Consider the following 16,496-nt stretch of genomic DNA (forward strand, 5'->3'; position numbering starts at 1 on the left):
GGTGGTGCAGCGTGCAGTGATATCGAATGCGCCACCGCTCATGCATATTTATGCAAAACAGCATTTGTCTTCTGCGCAAAGAACAAGCACTATGCGCGTTATGCAAAAACGCAACGTTTCTACCGTATTAAGAGCATTGCTCAATCAGCACGGAATCTCCCCCACGGAGCTTCACCGGCGTACCGGCGTGCCTCAATCCACCCTCTCGCGGATTCTCAGCGGCAAGATCGTCGATCCTTCGGATAAACACATCTCGAAGCTCGCCGAATACTTTGCCGTGAGCACTGACCAGTTGCGCGGGCGCGCGGACATTGCCCCCGCTGCCAATGCCCGCCGCGACGAGCCGCATTCCGAACTCAAGGACATTAGCCTGTGGGACGACGATACGCCTGTCGAAGAAGACGAGGTGTCGGTCCCTTTTCTGCGTGAGGTTGAATTGGCTGCTGGATCAGGAAGATTCGTCATCGAAGAGAGCGAGCGCTCCAGCCTGCGCTTTGGCAAGCGCAGCCTGCGTCACAACGGCGTGCAATTCGACCAGGCCAAATGCGTGACGGTACGCGGCAACAGTATGTTGCCGGTGCTGCGCGATGGGGCCACGGTCGGGGTGAATGCCGGTAAATGCGGGATCGGTGACATCATTGATGGCGACCTCTATGCCATCAATCACAACGGCCAACTGCGGGTGAAGCAGCTCTACCGCCTGCCCACCGGCATTCGCTTGCGCAGCTTCAACCGCGATGAACATCCGGACGAAGACTACAGCTTCCAGGAAATGCAGGATGAGCAGATCGTCATCCTCGGCCATGTCTTCTGGTGGGGCATGTACGCCCGCTAGCCCCTCCGCTGTCAGATAAAACCCACCCTCGCGTGGGTTTTTTTTCGCCCTCAAAAAGCTATCAACCCCCCGTATTTACTGAGTCTTGATGCATCAGTGCATTCGTTGCGCATAAATAAATGCATTTGCGCATTGACTGGATATGCATGCATGCATATTCTGTGTCCAAGCCGCTCGACAAAGTGGCTGGCAACAACCGCTCTTTAGTTTCACCAACAGGCAGCGATGAACCGGCCTCAACGGTTCAGAGGGTTGGCAACTGGCCCGGGTGTGCAGCGTAAAGCACCAGAAACAGTTATCCGGCGGGCAGGGGCCGCGGTCGGAGGAACAATTTGAATGGATCCGTACCGCGCCAGTCGCGCCGAAAGATCAAGCGCATTACTGAAAAGCCTGGGCGACCGGGCTTTTTGGAATGCCTGCGCCGTGAGGTGCTTCAAATAATCCGTTTGAAAGTTAAGGAGGTGTCCAGATTAAAAAGTGGCATCAACGTTTACCGAAAAACCTATTTATTTAGAGGGATTTAACTAATGAAAAAAATGTTCAGCGTGCTGATTGCAGCAGTCCTGGCTACCCACACCCTCCATGCGTTTGCTGAAAACTCGCCGGTCGGTTCTTGGCAATTCGCTTCCTACCATGTTCCGGGCGGTGGTTTTTATGCCAACCAAACGATCTGTTTCAAAGCGGACAACACCTGGTATTCCAGTTCACAGGCGGGCTGGAAGGGTGCGTGGTTCCAGAACGGGGACGATCTCCAATGGAACGGAAGTGTGCCGATGAGCGGGGCAGGGAGCGCCAACAACCTTGCGACCATTGCAATGGGTAAGTTCATTGCTGTTGGCTCGATGTCGGGCAACTACGCGGAATGGGCTGCCCCCAGCACGCTACCGCTGTCGTGGGACCGGCACTACACCTACACCATGACTTACAAAGGCGCGACCTGCGCTGCTCCGAAGTAAGCCTAATCCAGCCCAATCCCCATCACCCCCAGGAGGCGTGAATGACAAACGAGCAACAAGCGTTGCTGGACATGCCGATCTGGCTGGTCATCGTGCTCGCCCTGGTGGGCGGGGTGTCCGGCGAGATGTGGCGCGCCGACAAGGAGGGCGCCCGAGGCTGGTCGCTGTTGCGGCGTCTGGCCTTGCGCTCCGGCGCCTGCGTGGTCTGCGGCGTCTCGGCGACGATGCTGCTGTATGCCCTCGGCATGTCGATCTGGAGTGCCTGTGCCCTGGGTTGCCTGACCGCCATGGCCGGGGCCGATGTGGCCATCGGTCTCTACGAACGCTGGGTCGCCAAGCGGATTGGTCTCTACGAAGTGTCACCGCCGGATTCCCGTTCCGACCAACAGTGAGCCCGATGCCGCCGATCCACAGGAAAGAGGCAATCCAATGCCCACACTCATAGAAAAACCCTCGCAGCTGTTTTCCGCCATTGCCGAGATGCTGCGTACCACCCTTCCCGGCCTGAGAGTTGGGAGTTACCAGGACTTTGACGACACGGGCGATCAGCCTTGGGTGTTGGTTGCCATTGAGCGTGATGCGTCAGGCAACCGTGCCAACGACGGGCGTATCGCTCACGTTTTGACGCTTTCCATGCAGGTCGTCTCGCCCGGCACGGGTTTGGCGACCTGCGATCTGGCCTGTGAGTTGAAGCGCGTGATCGTCGATAACCGCTGGCATCTGTCGGCAGAGCAATGCAGCCGGCCCACGGATATCGAGGGCGTTGCGTCCGTGTTCAACGGCGGCACCAGGCCGTACAGCGCCTGGACCGTTTCATTTGCCCAGACCCTGTACCTCGGTCCGACGCTGCTGGAAGACCCGCTGGGTATCCCGAAATTCGCCCGTACCTGGGAAGTGTCGAACATCGACGACCCAGACCAATACACCGCACTCGAGGGCTGAACCATGTTCGATGCGCTTTTACGCCTGCATTTGGGGCCGATCATCGAGCGTCTGGCGCAAATGGAAACCGAGCTCGAAGACCTGCATCGGCGTGCGGAGAGTTTCTGTCGCATCGGTGTGTGCCAGGAAGTCGATGCAGCCAGCAACACCTGCAAGGTCAGTCATGGTGGGCTGCTGACGCCGGCCATCCGCTTTTTCAACCCCAGCGCCGGTGCGCAGAGCGAGTCGCGGATTCCTTCCGTGGGCGAGCAATGCCTGCTGCTGAACCACGGTGGCGGTGACGGCGGTGGGCAATCGGTGGCGTTGTTCGGCCTCAATGGTGGTCAGTTTCCGCCCGTCTCGACCCAGGCCTCGCTGACGCGTCGGCTCTATCGGGATGGCACGGAACACGGCTACGACGATGCCAGCCATGTCCTGCATTGGAAAAACGGCCCGGCCGCGTTCAGCGGTTCCCGCGAAACCCTGGCGTTGAACATCGGCCCGGCGCGGCTGGCGATGACGCCTGAAATCATCGAGTTGCAACTGGGCGCCGTCGGCATTCGGCTCGACGCTTCCGGCGTGCACCTGAGCGGCCCGGTGGTGGATCACCAGGGCCGCGTCATCAGTACCGCATAAGAGATTTCCCATGATTGGAATCGATCGAAACACCGGGGCGACGGTCGACGACTGGTTGCAGTTCGTGCAACGCGCCACCCGCGCCCTCACTACGCCCTTGGGCACCCGCCAGAAACGTCCGCTCTACGGCTGCGCGATCACCGAACTGCTGGGGCAAAACCTCGGTGACGACCTGCTGATCCTGGCCCAGAGCCACGCGGCCCAAGCGTTCTACAACCCCCACAACGGCATCGGCGACTTCGAACCGGAGGTCATCGTCGCCAACCGACACGGTGCCGGACTGTTGTTGCGCTTTGCCGGCACCTGGAAAAACCGCAAACAAACCTTCGAGGTGGTGACATGAGCATGTTGATACCCGGCCAGAACCAATTGGCCGAACCGGCCATCGTCACGGTCGAGGCGTTCGAGGACTTGCTCGCCGAATTCAAGACTTTCGTGGTCGAGTACGTCGGTGCGCGTTCCCCCGAGAGTGCGGCCAAGCTGTTGGTCAGCCTGGAAAACGAAAGCGAACTGCTGACCCTGGCCCTCGAGGCCTTTTGCGTGCGGCTGCAAACCCACGAACGCAAGTACAACGCCCGCATCAAGCAGATGCTGGCGTGGTGGGCCACGGGAACCAACCTCGATGCACGCCTGGCGGACATGGGGCTTGAACGCCAGTTGCTCGATCCGGGCGATCCGGCGGCTTTCCCACCCATCGCCCCGGTCTACGAGAGCGACGATGACGCCCGGTTGCGCTACTACCTGGCACCCCACGCCCCGGCAGCCGGTTCGCGCATGCAGTATCGGCGGGAGATTTTCACCCTCGGTGAACGGCCCGCAGTGAAGGTGGACAGCAGTGCGGCGGGTGTCGTGACGGTGACGTACACCTTCGACCCGGATGGGCTCGCAGCCCAGGTCAAGGACGGCAATGGACGCCGGACAGCGCCGGGTGAAGTCACGGTGACGGTGCTGTCCCGTGAGGGCGACGGCACGCCATCCCAGGCGTTGCTCGACAGGGTCCGCGAGCATTTCGCCAGGCCCGATGTGCGCCCGGAAACGGACCTGGTCATCGTCCAGGCCGCGCAGATCAAACCCTACAAGATCCGCGTCGTGGCGAAGATCAATCCCGGTCCTGACTCGGGCTTGACCCAAGCGGCTGCGCAACGGCAATTGCAGGAATACGCCGAGGCGTGCCATCGCCTGGAGGGCCGGGTGGACCCAAGCTGGATCGACTACACCTTGCACAGCGCCGGTGCGGTTCGGCTCGAGATTCTCGAGCCGTTGGCGCCGATCGTGACCACGGCTTTCCAGGCGCCGTATTGCACGGGTGTCGAGGTTGAGGTGGATACGTTATGAGTGATGTCACCCCGGCCCCAAGCCTGCAGCCGGTCAACAGCTCAGCGCTGGAAAGGGCCCTGGATCTCGGCTTTGCACGGCTGCTCGAACGTATCGATCCACCGTTCCCCGAGTTGATGAACCCGGCTGCCACGCCTACGGCATTCCTGCCGTATCTCGCGGCGGATCGTGGGGTCAACGAGTGGAGCTCCGTGGCGCCCGAGGCTGAAAAGCGTCTGACCGTTGGGCTCGCATGGCCCACTGCACGCCAGGCCGGAACACGCAAGGCACTGGAAAACGCAGCCAAGGGGTTGCAATTGATGCCCGAGGTTCGCGCCTGGCATGAGCAAACACCCATTGGTGCGCCCTACAGCTTTTCCGTCAGGGCTTTTACCGAACAGCCTTACAGCGAAGAAATCGACGCCCGTCTCGACCGCCGCCTGGCCGATGCCAAAAGCGAACGAGACACCTTGATGGTTTCGGTCGGTTTGAGCGCATCCGGCCGCCACGTCATCGGTGCCGCCACCTTGTGCGGCGAACTGACCACGGTTTATCCAATTGTCATCGAAGGGCTTGAAGCCTCGGGCCAGGCCTTCATGGCTGCCGGGCTCTACGCCGTCGAAACTTCCACCATTTATCCACAGGGGGCCTGAATGGCTGACTATTACACCCTGCTCACCGATGCAGGCATCGCCTACGAAACCGCCTGCAAGGCGGCGGGCACACCGATCAAGCTGTCGCAGATTTCCGTTGGTGACGGCGGTGGCGCGGTCTACAACCCGGCGGCAACCGCTACCGCGCTCAAGCGCGAAGTCTGGCGCGGGCCACTCAATGCGTTGTTCCAGGATGAGCAAAATCCGAGCTGGTTGCTGGCTGAAGTGACCATCCCGTCTGAAGTGGGCGGCTGGTATGTGCGTGAGGCGGGGATCTGGACTGACACGGGCGTCCTGTACGCAATCGTCAAATATCCGGAGTCGTTCAAGCCGGTGTTGGCGACTTCAGGGTCGGGGAAAGAGTTTTATATTCGTTCGATTTTCGAGACCAGTAATGCGGCGTTGGTGACGTTGCTGATTGACGATACGGTGGTTAAGGCGACGCGGGCTTGGGTAATGGGGTATCTCGCTGACGAGTTGGCGAAACTCGATGGTAAGCAATCTGTTCGCGTGGCCACCACGGGAAATATCGTTTTGAGCGGTGTGCAGCAAATCGATGGTATTGCCGTAGTAGCCGGTCAGCGGGTGCTGGTGACGGCCCAAACAACTGCTAAGGAAAACGGCATTTATGTTGCGGCCAGTGGGGTGTGGGCCCGCTCGGTTGATTCCAACACCAGCGCGAAGGTAACACCAGGTCTGATGGTGATGGTCGAGGAGGGCATCGCGAACGGCGATTCGCTATGGCATCTGGTTACTAATGGTCCGATTACGCTGGGCACGACCGCGCTGAGTTTTGAAATGCTCGCTGGTCGAACAGGCATTTTGGCAGGCACTTATAGAAGTCTGACAGTCGATAAATATGGTCGTGCGACGGGCGGGTCTAACCCTGAAACGTTGGCAGGTTTCGGTATCAAGGACACCTACACGAAGCCAGAAATCGAGTCGATGATTGCTCAAGCTTCGGCGCTACCGGTCGGTGCGATGGTCGCGTTTCCTTTGGATAAGAACCCGCCGGGGTTTCTTGAAATAGATGGCAGTGTGAAGAGCATTGCGGTCTATCCGGATCTCGCTGCGTTCCTCGGCACGACTTTCAACAAAGGGGATGAGGGGGCTGGTAACTTCCGCTTGCCTGAATCGCGAGGCGAATTCCTGCGAGGTTGGGATCATGGGCGCGGTGTTGATGCTGGTCGTGCAATCGGCAGTTGGCAGGCCGACGACAACAAGGCTCATTCCCATACTGTTACTCGGATGCAGGCCTTCGGTAGTGCGTCAGGGAGTAATCCGAGCGCGGTGGTCGTGGACAACGGCAACACGGCCGTAACCCTCAACTTTGGTCCAGGATTCAACAGCTCTGGAGGGGGGGAGGCTCGGCCTCGCAACTTATCGGTCATGTGGTGCATCAAGGCTTGGAATGCACCGATTAATCAGGGAAACATCGATATCGCTGCGCTACAGGCACTGGCGGCGCAGGCGACTGAAACTAATCGAGGCACCGCGAAGATTGCAACACAGATGCTTACCAATGCGGGTGTCGATGACACCACCATTGTGACGCCGAAAAAACTTCGCTGGGGCGTTTCGTTCCTCGTCGGGCCGAACGGTTATCTAGCCCTCCCTTCCTGGCTTGGCGGTCTGATCATCCAATGGGCTACTACCCAAATAACCACAAACGGTACCGGTGGTGGGACCGCCACAGTTACGCTGCCGATGGCTTTCCCAAATGCATCTTTCGGTGTTCTGGCAATCAGGCGCAATACGGTCTTTCTCAATGGAGGAGAAACCTATCAAGCGGTACCGTCTGGACTGGCCCAAGCCGTTATCAGTATTGACTCGGCATCCGGCAATGAAGGCTCCGGTACCCGTGACGTCTTCTATTTCGCATTGGGAAATTGACTATGAGTAAATTTTTCTTTTGCCCTGAAACACTAGGGCTTTACCCGGGTGCCCTTTATGGCAACGCCATTGGGAAAACTTGCATTGAGTTGAGCGAAAGCGAATATCGTGCACTTGCTGGTCATGCCTTGGCAGTAGAGAGCGATGGGCGGCCTGTATTGGCCTCTGTCGTGCCGCTTACTCTGGAGCAATTGGAGGCCAGCGAGCGGGCCTGGCGTGATAGTGAGCTGAGCCGAACGGAATGGCTGATCTCCCGCCATCGTGATGAGATTGACATTGGACTGCCTACTAGTTTGATTGCCGAGCAATACAGCGAGCTGCTGACCTGGCGTCAGTTGCTGCGCGACTGGCCTGCCGCTGGGAGATTTCCGGCCATAGATTATCGGCCGGCGAAGCCAGAATGGATCAACCAACAACCCCAATAAACGCCCCGCACCGACGGGGCGTTTTCTTTCCCGTCAAAACCCTGAAAGCCCCTTCCCGAAGGGGCTTTTTCGTATCTGGAGAAACCCAATGGCACTACGCCAAACCTACACCGTACTCGTTCCATTCCCCACCGGCGGCGGCCATTGGTCGAGCGTCGGCCAGGAGCTCGATCTACTCGACGTCGAAGCCAGCGCCCTACGCAGCGCCGGTCGCCTGGAGCTGAAAAAAACCGAGGCCGTTGAACCGGCTTCCACACCCACCAAGGCCCAGAAGGCCGCTGCCAAAAAGGCTGAATAACCATGGCTGAAGTTCTGAACTTCGAACACAACGGCATCACCGTCAATGCCACTGAATCTCCCGAGGCCATGGGTGGCCTGGGAGACAACGTCATCGGGCTGGTCGGCACCGCGCCGAAGGCCGATCCGCTGATTCCGCGCAATGCGCCGTTTCGCATCAACAGCTTCACCACCCAGGCATTGCTCGATCCGACCGGCACCGAAGCCGGTACGCTGTATCACGCGGTGTTCCAGATCCTCAAAGTGGTCAAGGTGCCGGTATACGTGGTGATCGTCGAAGAGGGCGCCACCCCCGCCGATACGCAGAACAACGTCATTGGCGGCATCGAAGCGCAGACCGGTCGCAAGCTGGGCCTAGCGGCCTTGAGTGGCGTGGCCGAGGACCTGACCATCATCGGCGCGCCGGGCTTCACCGGCACCAAGGCCGTGGCCAGCGAGTTCGCCTCGTTCGGCAAACGCATCAAGGCTCGCGTGGTGCTCGACGGCAAGGACGCCGCGGTCGCCGATCAGGTGACCTACAGCCAGGAACTGGGCGGCGCCGATCTCGGTTTCGACCGTTGCCTGGTGGTGCACAACATGCCGGCCGTTTATTCGAAAGCGGCGAAGAAAAACGTCTTCCTGGCGCCTTCCAGCCTGGCGATTGCCGCGCTGGCAAAGGTCAAGCAATGGGAAAGCCCGGGTAACCAGGTGACCTACGCCGAAGACGTCTCGCGCACCGTCGAATACAACATCCTCGACACCTCCACCGAAGGCGATCTGCTCAACCGCTACGGCGTCAGCTACTACGCCCGGACTATCCTCGGCGGCATCTCGCTGCTGGGCAACCGCTCCATCACCGGCAAGTTCATCAGCTACGTCGGCCTGGAAGATGCCATCAGCCGCAAGCTGGTAAAAGCCGGCCAGAAGGCCATGGCGAAGAACCTGACCAAGTCGTTCATGGACCAGGAGGTCAAGCGCATCAACGACTGGCTGCAAACCCTGGTGGCCGACGAAACCATCCCCGGTGGCAGCGTGTACCTGCACCCGGAACTCAACAGCGTCGAGAAGTACAAGAACGGCACCTGGTACGTGGTGATCGACTACGGCCGCTACGCACCCAACGAACACATGGTTTATCAACTCAACGCCCGCGATGAAATCATCGAGCAGTTCCTGGAGGATGTTCTCTAATGTTTACCAACCGCGTAAGACAGGCCATCGCGGCTACCCTGCAAGGCCTGCCGTTGTCGGCGACCGTGGAAGAGTTCACCCCGCCGAAGATCGAGTTCGACATGGAGACGATGGCGGGCGGGCGCTTTATCGCCGAGGAAATGGCCAAGAGCGGCAAGGTGCTGAATGCCAGCCTTATCCTCCAGGGCGCCGGGCCGGAAGTGCTGCTGGCCCTGGGCGTGCAACTGGGTGACGACATCCTGCTGAACGTCCGCGAGGCTGGACAGGATCAGGATGGCAACACCTGGTTCACCTACCACACCGTTGGCGGCAAGCTCAAATCCCTGAGCGAGGCCAAGTTGAAGATGGGCGACAAACCCACCACCACCCTTGAGCTGTCCTGCCGTACCTACAACCGCCTGGAGAACGGCATCCCGGTGATCGACATCGACGTGCGCACCCAGAAGTTCGTGCTCAACGGCGTCGATATCCTCGGCGATGCGCGCCGTGCGGTGTTGTTGCCTTAATAAGGCTGATGCCAGCCCCTGTGGGAGCACGCCTGCTTGCTCCCACAGGTCGTCCCCCGATTCACCAAGGATTCCATTTCATGTCCTGGACACCTCCTGTTCACGTCTTGCTGTCGCCGATCACCGGTGATGACGAGTCGCAGATCGAGCAGATCCAACTCAAACCATTGCGCTATGCCGCACAAAAAGAGGCCCTGGCCCGTGCTGGTGATGACGAGGACGATCAGTTCTTCGAACTCGCCAGGCTGGCCACCGGCCTGTCGGTCAAGGAACTCGACCAACTCAAGCGCCCGGACTACGTGAGCATCGCCCAATACGTGCACGACATGTCGACCCGTCCGGCGGCGTACTTCCTGGATGAGCCACCAGTCGATCCCGACCAGGTGCAACTGCTGCAACCCCTCGATGTGGCGGGCCGCAGCCGGACCTCGCTGACCCTGGAGATGCCCGTGCTGCGGGCGACCAAGGCGATGAAGAAACTGAAGACGGCCAAGGAGCGCGCCGAGTTCATCACCGCCCATTGCACCGGGTTGATGATTCCCGACCTGGACCTGTTGACCGTGCCCGACTGGACTCAGCTTCAGGTACGCATCGACGATTTTTTAAACAAACCGGCGGACTTCTTTCGGAGCGCGACATCGAAGTGATCCTCGATGTGGTGCCGCTCATTTACCCGGTAAGTGAGGCGGAAATCCTCGAGTGGGACGCCGGCAAGGCCTTGCGCCGCTACGACATTGCGATCACTCGCCTTGGCGTGAAACAGGAGTAGAGCGGGATGGCGGACGATAAATATTCGCTCAAATACGCAGCCGTCAATGAGAGCGGGCTGGCGTTCGGTGGTAGCAGCATCGCAAGCGGTGTTTCAACACAAGGCACGGCCACGTTCTCGGGGCTCGGTCTGGCGATGGAAACCCTCGGACTCAAGCTCGGGCTGCTGACGACGGCGATTGAAGCGCTGACGGCAAAGTTCTCGTCGCAACGGTTGTCGTTTCAAACGATGAACGCCGGGGCCAAGGGGGATTTGGGCAGTGAGTCGAAAGGCCAGTCGAGTGGCGGTATCGAGCCGCCCGCGTTGCTTAAGCCCGCGATAGCGATGGATTCGGCCATGGCCGATCTGAAGCTGGCTACTCGATTTACCCCGCGCCAGATCGAGCAGATGGCCGAACCCACCCAGCGGATCGCCATCGCGCCGCTGGTGGCGGCCGGGGGCACCGGGGCGGTTGATCTGGTGAGGATTGAAAGCCTGGCGGCCCGGGCAGGCATCGGCAGTGAGCTGCCCAATGCCTCGGACCGACAGTTCGAGTTGCTGCGCTTTGCCAGTGATGTCGGCGTCGCCGCATCGGCGTTCAAGAGGCCGGCGCTGGAAGTCGCCGAGATGATGGCTGGCTGGCGCACCTCCATGAAGCTCAACGGCGCTCAAGCCTTCGACTTGGCGGACGCCACCCACCAGTTGGGCAAGCTAGCCAACGGTGCGAAACCCGCTGAGATTGGCGCGGTGTTGCAACGTGACGGTGCGGCTGCGACGACCGCAGGCCTGGCCCCGGCGCAAGCCGCAGCGCTGACGGCGGCATTGCTCAATACCGGTACGAAACAAGCTGAGGCCGGCGTAGCGCTGGACAGCTTCGCGACGGCCATCGGCAAGGGGGATCAGGTCTCCGCAACCGAGCAAGCGGCATGGAAGCAATTGGGGCTGGAGCCCAAAACGGTGGCGAGCGGCCTGCGCGACAAGGACACCGCGCCTGGCACGGTGATGTCGGTGCTCGCGGCCTTGAACGCGCAACCGGCGGACAAACGCCCGGCCCTTGCCACCACGCTATTCAGCGCCGGAGATGAGGCGGTGCTGCGCATGGCGCAGAAACTGTCCGATGTGAATGAAGCCTTCTTGCAGGTGAAGGACCCTACCCAGTACGCCACGTCGCAGTTGGGCAACCAGGGTTCGGTGAGGCAAGACGCATGGGCGCTGTCGCAAACCCGGCAAGGCCAGTGGAACATCCTGAATGCGCGCAATGAGCGTCTGTCGGTATCCACGGGCAATGCCCTGGCTCCCGTGACGGACAGCTCGCTTCAGGCGCTGGGTTCGTTGGTCGATGGCATGAGCGAGTTGGCTGAGTCCTCGCCTAAAACCACCGCTGCGATTGTGCTGGTTGCCGCCGCGATCAAACCGCTGGCCAGTGCACTGCTCAAAGCCATCGTGGATGAACTTGGCACTCGAGCGGCCAAGCGAGTCTTGGAACCTGTCGGCGCTGTGAAAGCCGAGGTCGGGCTGAGTTCCAGCCGATCCCTGCCTGGCATGAGTGCTTCATTGCGCTCGATGACCCGTTTCACCCCCGGCGCATTCGCGTTGAGCGCTGTACCCGAGGTGGTTGACGGCGCGCTGAGCGATGACGCCCGCAAGGTCGGAGCTGGCCTGGGCGCGGCTGGCGGTGGCTGGGCCGGTGCTTCGGTAGGTGCTACCGCCGGAGCCACTGTCGGTACTTTTTTCGGTCCGCTCGGTACGGCCATTGGCGGCGCGCTCGGAGCGGTCGTGGGCGGGCTGGCTGGAAGCTGGCTGGGTGGGGAATCGGGTTCCTGGCTCGGCGAAAAACTCGCCGCGCCCGCCGACAAGCTCGCAGCGCCAGAGCAGGTCAGCAAAGACCTGACCCACATCCAGACTACCGGCCAGCAGAACACCATGACCGCCAACATTTACATCAACGGCCAGGACCAGGCCAGTGCCAGTCAACTGGCTAACCTGGTCGTGCAGCAGATCTCGGTCCAATTCGGACTGACCACCCCGCCCAACGCACTGGCTATGCGCAGTGACGCGGCCCTGACCGACGGAGTGACGTGATGCGTCAGCAAATGGCACTCGGCAGTTTCATCTTCGGACTGTCGCGAAACTTCGCGTATCACTCGCTGATACGCACCTCTGACGGTGGCTGGAAGAGCATCGACATTCTCACCAGCAAACCCAAGTCCAGCCAGGTCGGCCAAGGCCTGCAAGGGCTGACCATCACCGGCAAGTCGATGTACGCGACCGCCATGGATCGGCTCGACGAATTGCGGGCGCTGCAGGCGCAACGCGTCCCCGTGCCGTTGGTCGATGGAATTGGTCGCAACTGGGGCCTGTGGCAGATCAACAAGGTCTCGGAAACCCAGACCGAAGTCATCGACGACGGCACCGCGATGGTGGTCGGCTGGGTGATCGAATTGACGGAGTTCGCCAATGCGTAGGGTTCGAAGCATCGCCGGTGATTCGGTGAATCTGTTGTTGTACCGCGAACTTGGGCGTTGTGACGATGCCGTTGAGCAAGCGCTCTGGCTGCTCAATCCGACGCTGGCGGAATGGGGCCCGGTATTGCCGGCGGGGGTTTGGGTGGTCTTGCCGGAAGTGGACTCCAAACCCGCGGCAGTCACGCCGGTCTCGGCCTGGGATTAAGGAGGCGACATGTCATTGGGTTTCACGCCAGCGGTGGAAATTTATGGCGCGAACGCCGCACTGCTCAACCAACGGTTGCTCAGCTGGACGCACATCGACGCGGCGGGGATCGAGTCCGATCAACTGACGCTGACCATCAGCCTGGACGGGCTGGAAGGGTTGCCCAGCCTGGGTGGGAAAATCGGTCTGCGGGTCGGTTACCTGGAGTCCGGGTTGGTGGATAAGGGCGAATTCGTCGTCACCCGGCGCACGCCAACGTTGTTTCCTTTGCGCCTGACCCTGGTGGCCACGGCGGCGCCGTTCAGTGCGGCGGACCAGACCGGTTTCAAACAGCGTCGATCCGTCAGCCATGGCCCGACGACCCTGGGGGCGCTGTTTCGCCAACTGACCTCCCGGCACGGGTTTTCCCCTCGGGTGGCGCCGGACCTGTCGTTGATAAAAATCGAGCACATCGACCAGTCCAACGAAACCGATATGGGCTTCCTGACGCGCCTGGCCCATCGGTATGACGCCGTCGCCAAACCGGTCAACGAGTTATATGTGCTGGCGCGGCGTGGTCAGGTGAAATCACTGTCGGGCAAGGTCCTGCCCGAGATGAAACTGTCGGTGACCACCAACAATCGACCGGGCGACCAGGCCTTCATCTCCGCCGTCCTCGATGAAAACGCCCGGGCGAAATACCAGGGTTGCAAGACTGGTTGGTGGGATGCGGCGGCTGGGCAACTGCGTGTCGAAGAGTCGGGTATTGCGCCATTCAAGACCTTGCGCCAGCGTTTCCAAAGCGCAGACGACGCCCGCGCCGCCGGCGAGGGCGAGGTGCGGCGAATGCTGCGCGAAGCCCTCAAGGTGAAAATCGCCTGCCCCGGCAACCCAGCGCTGGCCGCCGAAGGCGTGGTGCTGCTGGACCCGTCCTGGCCGGACTTCATGCGCGGACGCTGGTCGATCGACAAAGTCACCGCCAGCGGCGACCGGGAAAAAAGCTACCGCTGCGAAATCGACGCAACCTGCCTGGATGCTCGGACCTGAATACCACACCCTTTGTGTGATCGGGCCTGTTCCCGATAGGGCCGGGACAGCCATCCACATCGCCTGACCCTCTGCTATCGCAAGTCCGCCCGTTCCATGCAGGGCCTTCAATAATTGGAGCATCCATGAAGATCACCTCGATCCTCACGCAATTGCGTGAGCAATGCCCCGCGCTCGCCAATCGGGTGGTTGCGGGGTTTGACCTTGCCGCCCTGCAGGCCAACACCTCGTTACCAAGCCCCTGCGCCTACGTGCTGCCGGCCACCGACATGACCAGCAGGAACACCGCGCAAAACGTCACGCTGCAAACGGTGCGTGACCGCTTCGATGTCGTGCTGGTGCTCGACGCCACGGACGCGACAAAAGCACTGGATCTGTTGCACGACCTGCGCGCCGAACTGTGGCGGGCATTGGTGGGCTTCAGGCCCGGTGGTGACTACAGCGGCATCGAGTACGACGGCGGCGAATTGGTTTCCAGCAATAACAGCCATGTGTCGTATCGGCTGCGCTTTTTCGCCGAGTTCCAGCTGGGTCGCAATCTGCCGAGTCAGCCTGCCGAAAGCTGGCACGAACGTGAACTGGACGGCTTGTCGTCCTTTACCGGGGTCACCGTGCGGGTCGATGCAATCGACCCGGCGGATCCCAACCTGAAACGTCCTGGCCCCGACGGGCGCCTGGAACTGACTTTCTCTGGAGACGTAACCCCATGAGCAAACGCATCACCGTACTGCCGGTCCCGGGCCGTGTCGTACCGGATCCGGAAGCGGGCGATCTGCTGCCCGCCGAGGGCCGTGAAGTGCCGGACAACGCCTGGTGGCGTCGACGTCTGGCCGATGGCGATATCACTACCAAAGCCGTGAAAGCGGCCAAACCACAGGGAGCCAAATAATGGCGATCGGATTCAGCAACATCCCCGCGGACATTCGTGTTCCGCTGTTCTACGCCGAAATGGACAACTCGGCCGCCAATAGCGCGTCGTCGGCCATGCGCCGGTTGATCGTTGCCCAGGTCAACGACAACATTGCCCCGGCAGAAGTCGGCAAGCTGGTGCTGGTCTCCAGCGTCGCCCTGGCCAAAAGCATCGGCGGGCAGGGCTCGATGCTCGCCTCGATGTACGAGACCTGGCGTAAGACCGACCCGCTCGGTGAAATCTGGTGCCTGCCGCTGCACAACGTCGACGGCGCCATTGCCAAGGGCGTGCTGACCCTCACCGGCACCGCTACCGAGAGCGGTGTGCTCAACCTGTACGTCGGCGGTGTGCGTGTCCAGGCGGCCATCGTCAACGGTGCCACCGCCGCCCAGGCTGCGACGGCGCTGGCCTTGAAAGTCAACGCGACGGCCGACCTGCCGGTGAGTGCCGCGGCCGTCGAGGGTGTCGTGACCCTCAGCGCCAAATGGACCGGCGACAGTGGCAACGACATCAGCCTGCAGTTCAATCGCCTGGGCAAGAGCAACGGCGAAGACACCCCGGCTGGCCTGACCACCGCTGTCGCCGTCATGACCGGCGGCGCTGGCGTGCCGGACCAGACCGCCGCCCTCGCGGCACTGGGTGACGAGCCATTCGAATTCATCGCCATGCCGTGGTCCGACCTGTCGAGCCTGAACACCTGGCAAGCGGTCATGGACGACAGCACCGGCCGCTGGTCCTGGGCCAAGCAGTTGTTCGGCCATGTCTACAGTGCCAAGCGCGGCACCATCGGCACCTTGGTGGCGGCCGGCCAGGCGCGCAACGACCAGCACATGACCATCCAGGCCCTGGAACCGGGCGTGCCGCAACCGTCGTGGGTCCAGGCCGCCGCACTGGCAGCCCGTACCGCCGTGTTCATCTCGGCCGACGCCAGCCGTCCGACCCAGAGCGGCAGTTTGCCAGGTCTGGACCCGGCACCGGCCAGCGAACGTTTCACCCTGACCGAGCGTCAGTCGCTGCTCAACTACGGCATCGCGACCGCCTACTACGAAGGCGGCTACGTGCGTATCCAGCGCTCCATCACCACGTATCAGAAAAATACCTTCGGCCAGGCTGATAACTCCTATCTGGACAGCGAAACCCTGCACCAGTCGGCGTTCATCGTGCGTCGCCTGCAAAGCGTGATCACCAGCAAGTACGGCCGCCACAAGCTGGCCTCCGATGGCACCCGTTTCGGCGCCGGCCAGCCCATCGTGACCCCGAGCACCATTCGCGGCGAGCTGATCGCCCAGTACGCCAAGCTGGAGCTGGAAGGCCATGTGGAAAACGCCGAGCTGTTCGCCGAGCACCTGATCGTCGAGCGCGACAGCCAGGATCCGAGCCGGGTCAATGTGCTGTTCCCGCCGGATTACATCAATGGCCTGCGGGTGTTCGCGCTGCTCAATCAGTTCCGTCTGCAGTACGACGCTGCCGCTTGAGTGTCTGGTTTGAATGGATGATTGCAGCCCACCGTGCGTGGGCTTTTTATTTGAAGGAGAA

General features: G+C 61.0%; 21 protein-coding genes. All 21 read left to right on the forward strand.

Translation table 11 applies throughout. The features are described from left to right. The first annotated feature begins 100 nt into the window (after positions 1 to 100). The 21 genes from N4Q37_RS07840 to N4Q37_RS07940 all read left to right on the forward strand — a co-directional run bounded on the left by N4Q37_RS07840 (position 101) and on the right by N4Q37_RS07940 (position 16,435). Positions 101 to 835 (forward strand): LexA family transcriptional regulator, encoded by a 735-nt coding sequence (locus N4Q37_RS07840; protein ID WP_260957038.1) that lies wholly within the window; start codon positions 101 to 103, stop codon positions 833 to 835. Positions 836 to 1,362: 527 nt separating this feature from the next. Continuing rightward, positions 1,363 to 1,791, forward strand: coding sequence for a hypothetical protein (locus N4Q37_RS07845; RefSeq protein ID WP_260956677.1), 429 nt, complete (start codon positions 1,363 to 1,365; stop codon positions 1,789 to 1,791). Between the two features lie 41 nt (positions 1,792 to 1,832). Further along, positions 1,833 to 2,183 carry a phage holin family protein gene (locus tag N4Q37_RS07850; protein ID WP_260956679.1) on the forward strand — a complete coding sequence of 117 codons (351 nt, stop codon included), beginning with the start codon at positions 1,833 to 1,835 and terminating at the stop codon, positions 2,181 to 2,183. 37 nt (positions 2,184 to 2,220) lie between these two features. Continuing rightward, entirely contained in the window at positions 2,221 to 2,733 is a 513-nt protein-coding gene (locus N4Q37_RS07855) for a hypothetical protein (RefSeq protein WP_260956681.1), read from the forward strand. 3 nt (positions 2,734 to 2,736) lie between these two features. Further along, the gene (locus N4Q37_RS07860) at positions 2,737 to 3,348 is read left to right on the forward strand and encodes a phage baseplate assembly protein V (RefSeq protein WP_260956682.1); all 612 of its coding nucleotides are present in this window, start codon (positions 2,737 to 2,739) and stop codon (positions 3,346 to 3,348) included. Between the two features lie 10 nt (positions 3,349 to 3,358). Next, a complete protein-coding gene (locus N4Q37_RS07865) occupies positions 3,359 to 3,691 on the forward strand; it encodes a phage baseplate protein (RefSeq protein WP_260956685.1) in 333 nt (110 codons plus the stop codon). Continuing rightward, positions 3,688 to 4,683 (forward strand): baseplate J/gp47 family protein, encoded by a 996-nt coding sequence (locus N4Q37_RS07870; protein ID WP_260956687.1) that lies wholly within the window; start codon positions 3,688 to 3,690, stop codon positions 4,681 to 4,683. Before N4Q37_RS07865 ends, N4Q37_RS07870 begins: the two co-directional genes overlap by 4 nt. Beyond that, positions 4,680 to 5,315, forward strand: a complete 636-nt coding sequence (locus N4Q37_RS07875; protein ID WP_260956689.1) for a phage tail protein I — start codon at positions 4,680 to 4,682, stop codon at positions 5,313 to 5,315. The genes N4Q37_RS07870 and N4Q37_RS07875 overlap by 4 nt, the downstream gene beginning before the upstream one ends. After that, positions 5,316 to 7,208: a phage tail-collar fiber domain-containing protein gene (locus N4Q37_RS07880; RefSeq protein WP_260956691.1), complete on the forward strand. Its 1,893-nt coding sequence runs from the start codon at positions 5,316 to 5,318 to the stop codon at positions 7,206 to 7,208. 2 nt (positions 7,209 to 7,210) lie between these two features. Continuing rightward, complete coding sequence (locus N4Q37_RS07885; protein ID WP_260956693.1) at positions 7,211 to 7,633, forward strand: phage tail assembly chaperone; 423 nt, start codon at positions 7,211 to 7,213, stop codon at positions 7,631 to 7,633. A gap of 88 nt (positions 7,634 to 7,721) precedes the next feature. Next, positions 7,722 to 7,931: a hypothetical protein gene (locus tag N4Q37_RS07890; RefSeq protein WP_260956695.1), complete on the forward strand. Its 210-nt coding sequence runs from the start codon at positions 7,722 to 7,724 to the stop codon at positions 7,929 to 7,931. A 2-nt stretch (positions 7,932 to 7,933) separates the two neighbouring features. Continuing rightward, on the forward strand, positions 7,934 to 9,100 hold the full coding sequence (locus N4Q37_RS07895) for a phage tail protein (protein WP_260956697.1): 1,167 nt from the start codon (positions 7,934 to 7,936) through the stop codon (positions 9,098 to 9,100). After that, a complete protein-coding gene (locus N4Q37_RS07900; protein WP_260956699.1) occupies positions 9,100 to 9,606 on the forward strand; it encodes a phage major tail tube protein in 507 nt (168 codons plus the stop codon). Before N4Q37_RS07895 ends, N4Q37_RS07900 begins: the two co-directional genes overlap by 1 nt. An 80-nt stretch (positions 9,607 to 9,686) precedes the next feature. After that, positions 9,687 to 10,253 (forward strand): phage tail assembly protein, encoded by a 567-nt coding sequence (locus tag N4Q37_RS07905; protein ID WP_260956701.1) that lies wholly within the window; start codon positions 9,687 to 9,689, stop codon positions 10,251 to 10,253. A gap of 128 nt (positions 10,254 to 10,381) precedes the next feature. Next, complete coding sequence (locus tag N4Q37_RS07910; RefSeq protein WP_260956703.1) at positions 10,382 to 12,436, forward strand: phage tail tape measure protein; 2,055 nt, start codon at positions 10,382 to 10,384, stop codon at positions 12,434 to 12,436. Next, a complete protein-coding gene (locus N4Q37_RS07915) occupies positions 12,436 to 12,819 on the forward strand; it encodes a phage tail protein (protein ID WP_260956705.1) in 384 nt (127 codons plus the stop codon). Before N4Q37_RS07910 ends, N4Q37_RS07915 begins: the two co-directional genes overlap by 1 nt. Further along, positions 12,812 to 13,024 carry a tail protein X gene (locus tag N4Q37_RS07920; protein WP_260956707.1) on the forward strand — a complete coding sequence of 71 codons (213 nt, stop codon included), beginning with the start codon at positions 12,812 to 12,814 and terminating at the stop codon, positions 13,022 to 13,024. The genes N4Q37_RS07915 and N4Q37_RS07920 overlap by 8 nt, the downstream gene beginning before the upstream one ends. A 9-nt stretch (positions 13,025 to 13,033) precedes the next feature. Further along, the gene (locus tag N4Q37_RS07925) at positions 13,034 to 14,050 is read left to right on the forward strand and encodes a contractile injection system protein, VgrG/Pvc8 family (protein ID WP_260956709.1); all 1,017 of its coding nucleotides are present in this window, start codon (positions 13,034 to 13,036) and stop codon (positions 14,048 to 14,050) included. A gap of 125 nt (positions 14,051 to 14,175) precedes the next feature. Next, positions 14,176 to 14,760, forward strand: a complete 585-nt coding sequence (locus tag N4Q37_RS07930; RefSeq protein ID WP_260956711.1) for a phage tail terminator protein — start codon at positions 14,176 to 14,178, stop codon at positions 14,758 to 14,760. Beyond that, the gene (locus N4Q37_RS07935) at positions 14,757 to 14,939 is read left to right on the forward strand and encodes a DUF2635 domain-containing protein (protein WP_260956712.1); all 183 of its coding nucleotides are present in this window, start codon (positions 14,757 to 14,759) and stop codon (positions 14,937 to 14,939) included. Before N4Q37_RS07930 ends, N4Q37_RS07935 begins: the two co-directional genes overlap by 4 nt. After that, a complete protein-coding gene (locus N4Q37_RS07940) occupies positions 14,939 to 16,435 on the forward strand; it encodes a phage tail sheath subtilisin-like domain-containing protein (protein ID WP_260956714.1) in 1,497 nt (498 codons plus the stop codon). Before N4Q37_RS07935 ends, N4Q37_RS07940 begins: the two co-directional genes overlap by 1 nt. Positions 16,436 to 16,496 lie beyond the last annotated feature (61 nt).

It is taken from the genome of Pseudomonas citri, assembly GCF_025336485.1.
In the GTDB taxonomy this organism is placed as follows: Bacteria; Pseudomonadota; Gammaproteobacteria; order Pseudomonadales; family Pseudomonadaceae; genus Aquipseudomonas; species Aquipseudomonas citri.

What these genes read in the sequence shown, in the direction of transcription:
- N4Q37_RS07895 (WP_260956697.1), top strand. Translation starts at nt 7,934, where the DNA reads ATGGCTGAAGTTCTGAACTTCGAACACAACGGCATCACCGTCAATGCC.
- N4Q37_RS07940 (WP_260956714.1), top strand. Translation starts at nt 14,939, where the DNA reads ATGGCGATCGGATTCAGCAACATCCCCGCGGACATTCGTGTTCCGCTG.
- N4Q37_RS07860 (WP_260956682.1), top strand. Translation starts at nt 2,737, where the DNA reads ATGTTCGATGCGCTTTTACGCCTGCATTTGGGGCCGATCATCGAGCGT.
- N4Q37_RS07935 (WP_260956712.1), top strand. Translation starts at nt 14,757, where the DNA reads ATGAGCAAACGCATCACCGTACTGCCGGTCCCGGGCCGTGTCGTACCG.
- N4Q37_RS07920 (WP_260956707.1), top strand. Translation starts at nt 12,812, where the DNA reads ATGCGTAGGGTTCGAAGCATCGCCGGTGATTCGGTGAATCTGTTGTTG.
- N4Q37_RS07880 (WP_260956691.1), top strand. Translation starts at nt 5,316, where the DNA reads ATGGCTGACTATTACACCCTGCTCACCGATGCAGGCATCGCCTACGAA.
- N4Q37_RS07905 (WP_260956701.1), top strand. Translation starts at nt 9,687, where the DNA reads ATGTCCTGGACACCTCCTGTTCACGTCTTGCTGTCGCCGATCACCGGT.
- N4Q37_RS07865 (WP_260956685.1), top strand. Translation starts at nt 3,359, where the DNA reads ATGATTGGAATCGATCGAAACACCGGGGCGACGGTCGACGACTGGTTG.
- N4Q37_RS07910 (WP_260956703.1), top strand. Translation starts at nt 10,382, where the DNA reads ATGGCGGACGATAAATATTCGCTCAAATACGCAGCCGTCAATGAGAGC.
- N4Q37_RS07840 (WP_260957038.1), top strand. Translation starts at nt 101, where the DNA reads ATGCAAAAACGCAACGTTTCTACCGTATTAAGAGCATTGCTCAATCAG.
- N4Q37_RS07855 (WP_260956681.1), top strand. Translation starts at nt 2,221, where the DNA reads ATGCCCACACTCATAGAAAAACCCTCGCAGCTGTTTTCCGCCATTGCC.
- N4Q37_RS07900 (WP_260956699.1), top strand. Translation starts at nt 9,100, where the DNA reads ATGTTTACCAACCGCGTAAGACAGGCCATCGCGGCTACCCTGCAAGGC.
- N4Q37_RS07870 (WP_260956687.1), top strand. Translation starts at nt 3,688, where the DNA reads ATGAGCATGTTGATACCCGGCCAGAACCAATTGGCCGAACCGGCCATC.
- N4Q37_RS07885 (WP_260956693.1), top strand. Translation starts at nt 7,211, where the DNA reads ATGAGTAAATTTTTCTTTTGCCCTGAAACACTAGGGCTTTACCCGGGT.
- N4Q37_RS07875 (WP_260956689.1), top strand. Translation starts at nt 4,680, where the DNA reads ATGAGTGATGTCACCCCGGCCCCAAGCCTGCAGCCGGTCAACAGCTCA.
- N4Q37_RS07845 (WP_260956677.1), top strand. Translation starts at nt 1,363, where the DNA reads ATGAAAAAAATGTTCAGCGTGCTGATTGCAGCAGTCCTGGCTACCCAC.
- N4Q37_RS07890 (WP_260956695.1), top strand. Translation starts at nt 7,722, where the DNA reads ATGGCACTACGCCAAACCTACACCGTACTCGTTCCATTCCCCACCGGC.
- N4Q37_RS07930 (WP_260956711.1), top strand. Translation starts at nt 14,176, where the DNA reads ATGAAGATCACCTCGATCCTCACGCAATTGCGTGAGCAATGCCCCGCG.
- N4Q37_RS07850 (WP_260956679.1), top strand. Translation starts at nt 1,833, where the DNA reads ATGACAAACGAGCAACAAGCGTTGCTGGACATGCCGATCTGGCTGGTC.
- N4Q37_RS07915 (WP_260956705.1), top strand. Translation starts at nt 12,436, where the DNA reads ATGCGTCAGCAAATGGCACTCGGCAGTTTCATCTTCGGACTGTCGCGA.
- N4Q37_RS07925 (WP_260956709.1), top strand. Translation starts at nt 13,034, where the DNA reads ATGTCATTGGGTTTCACGCCAGCGGTGGAAATTTATGGCGCGAACGCC.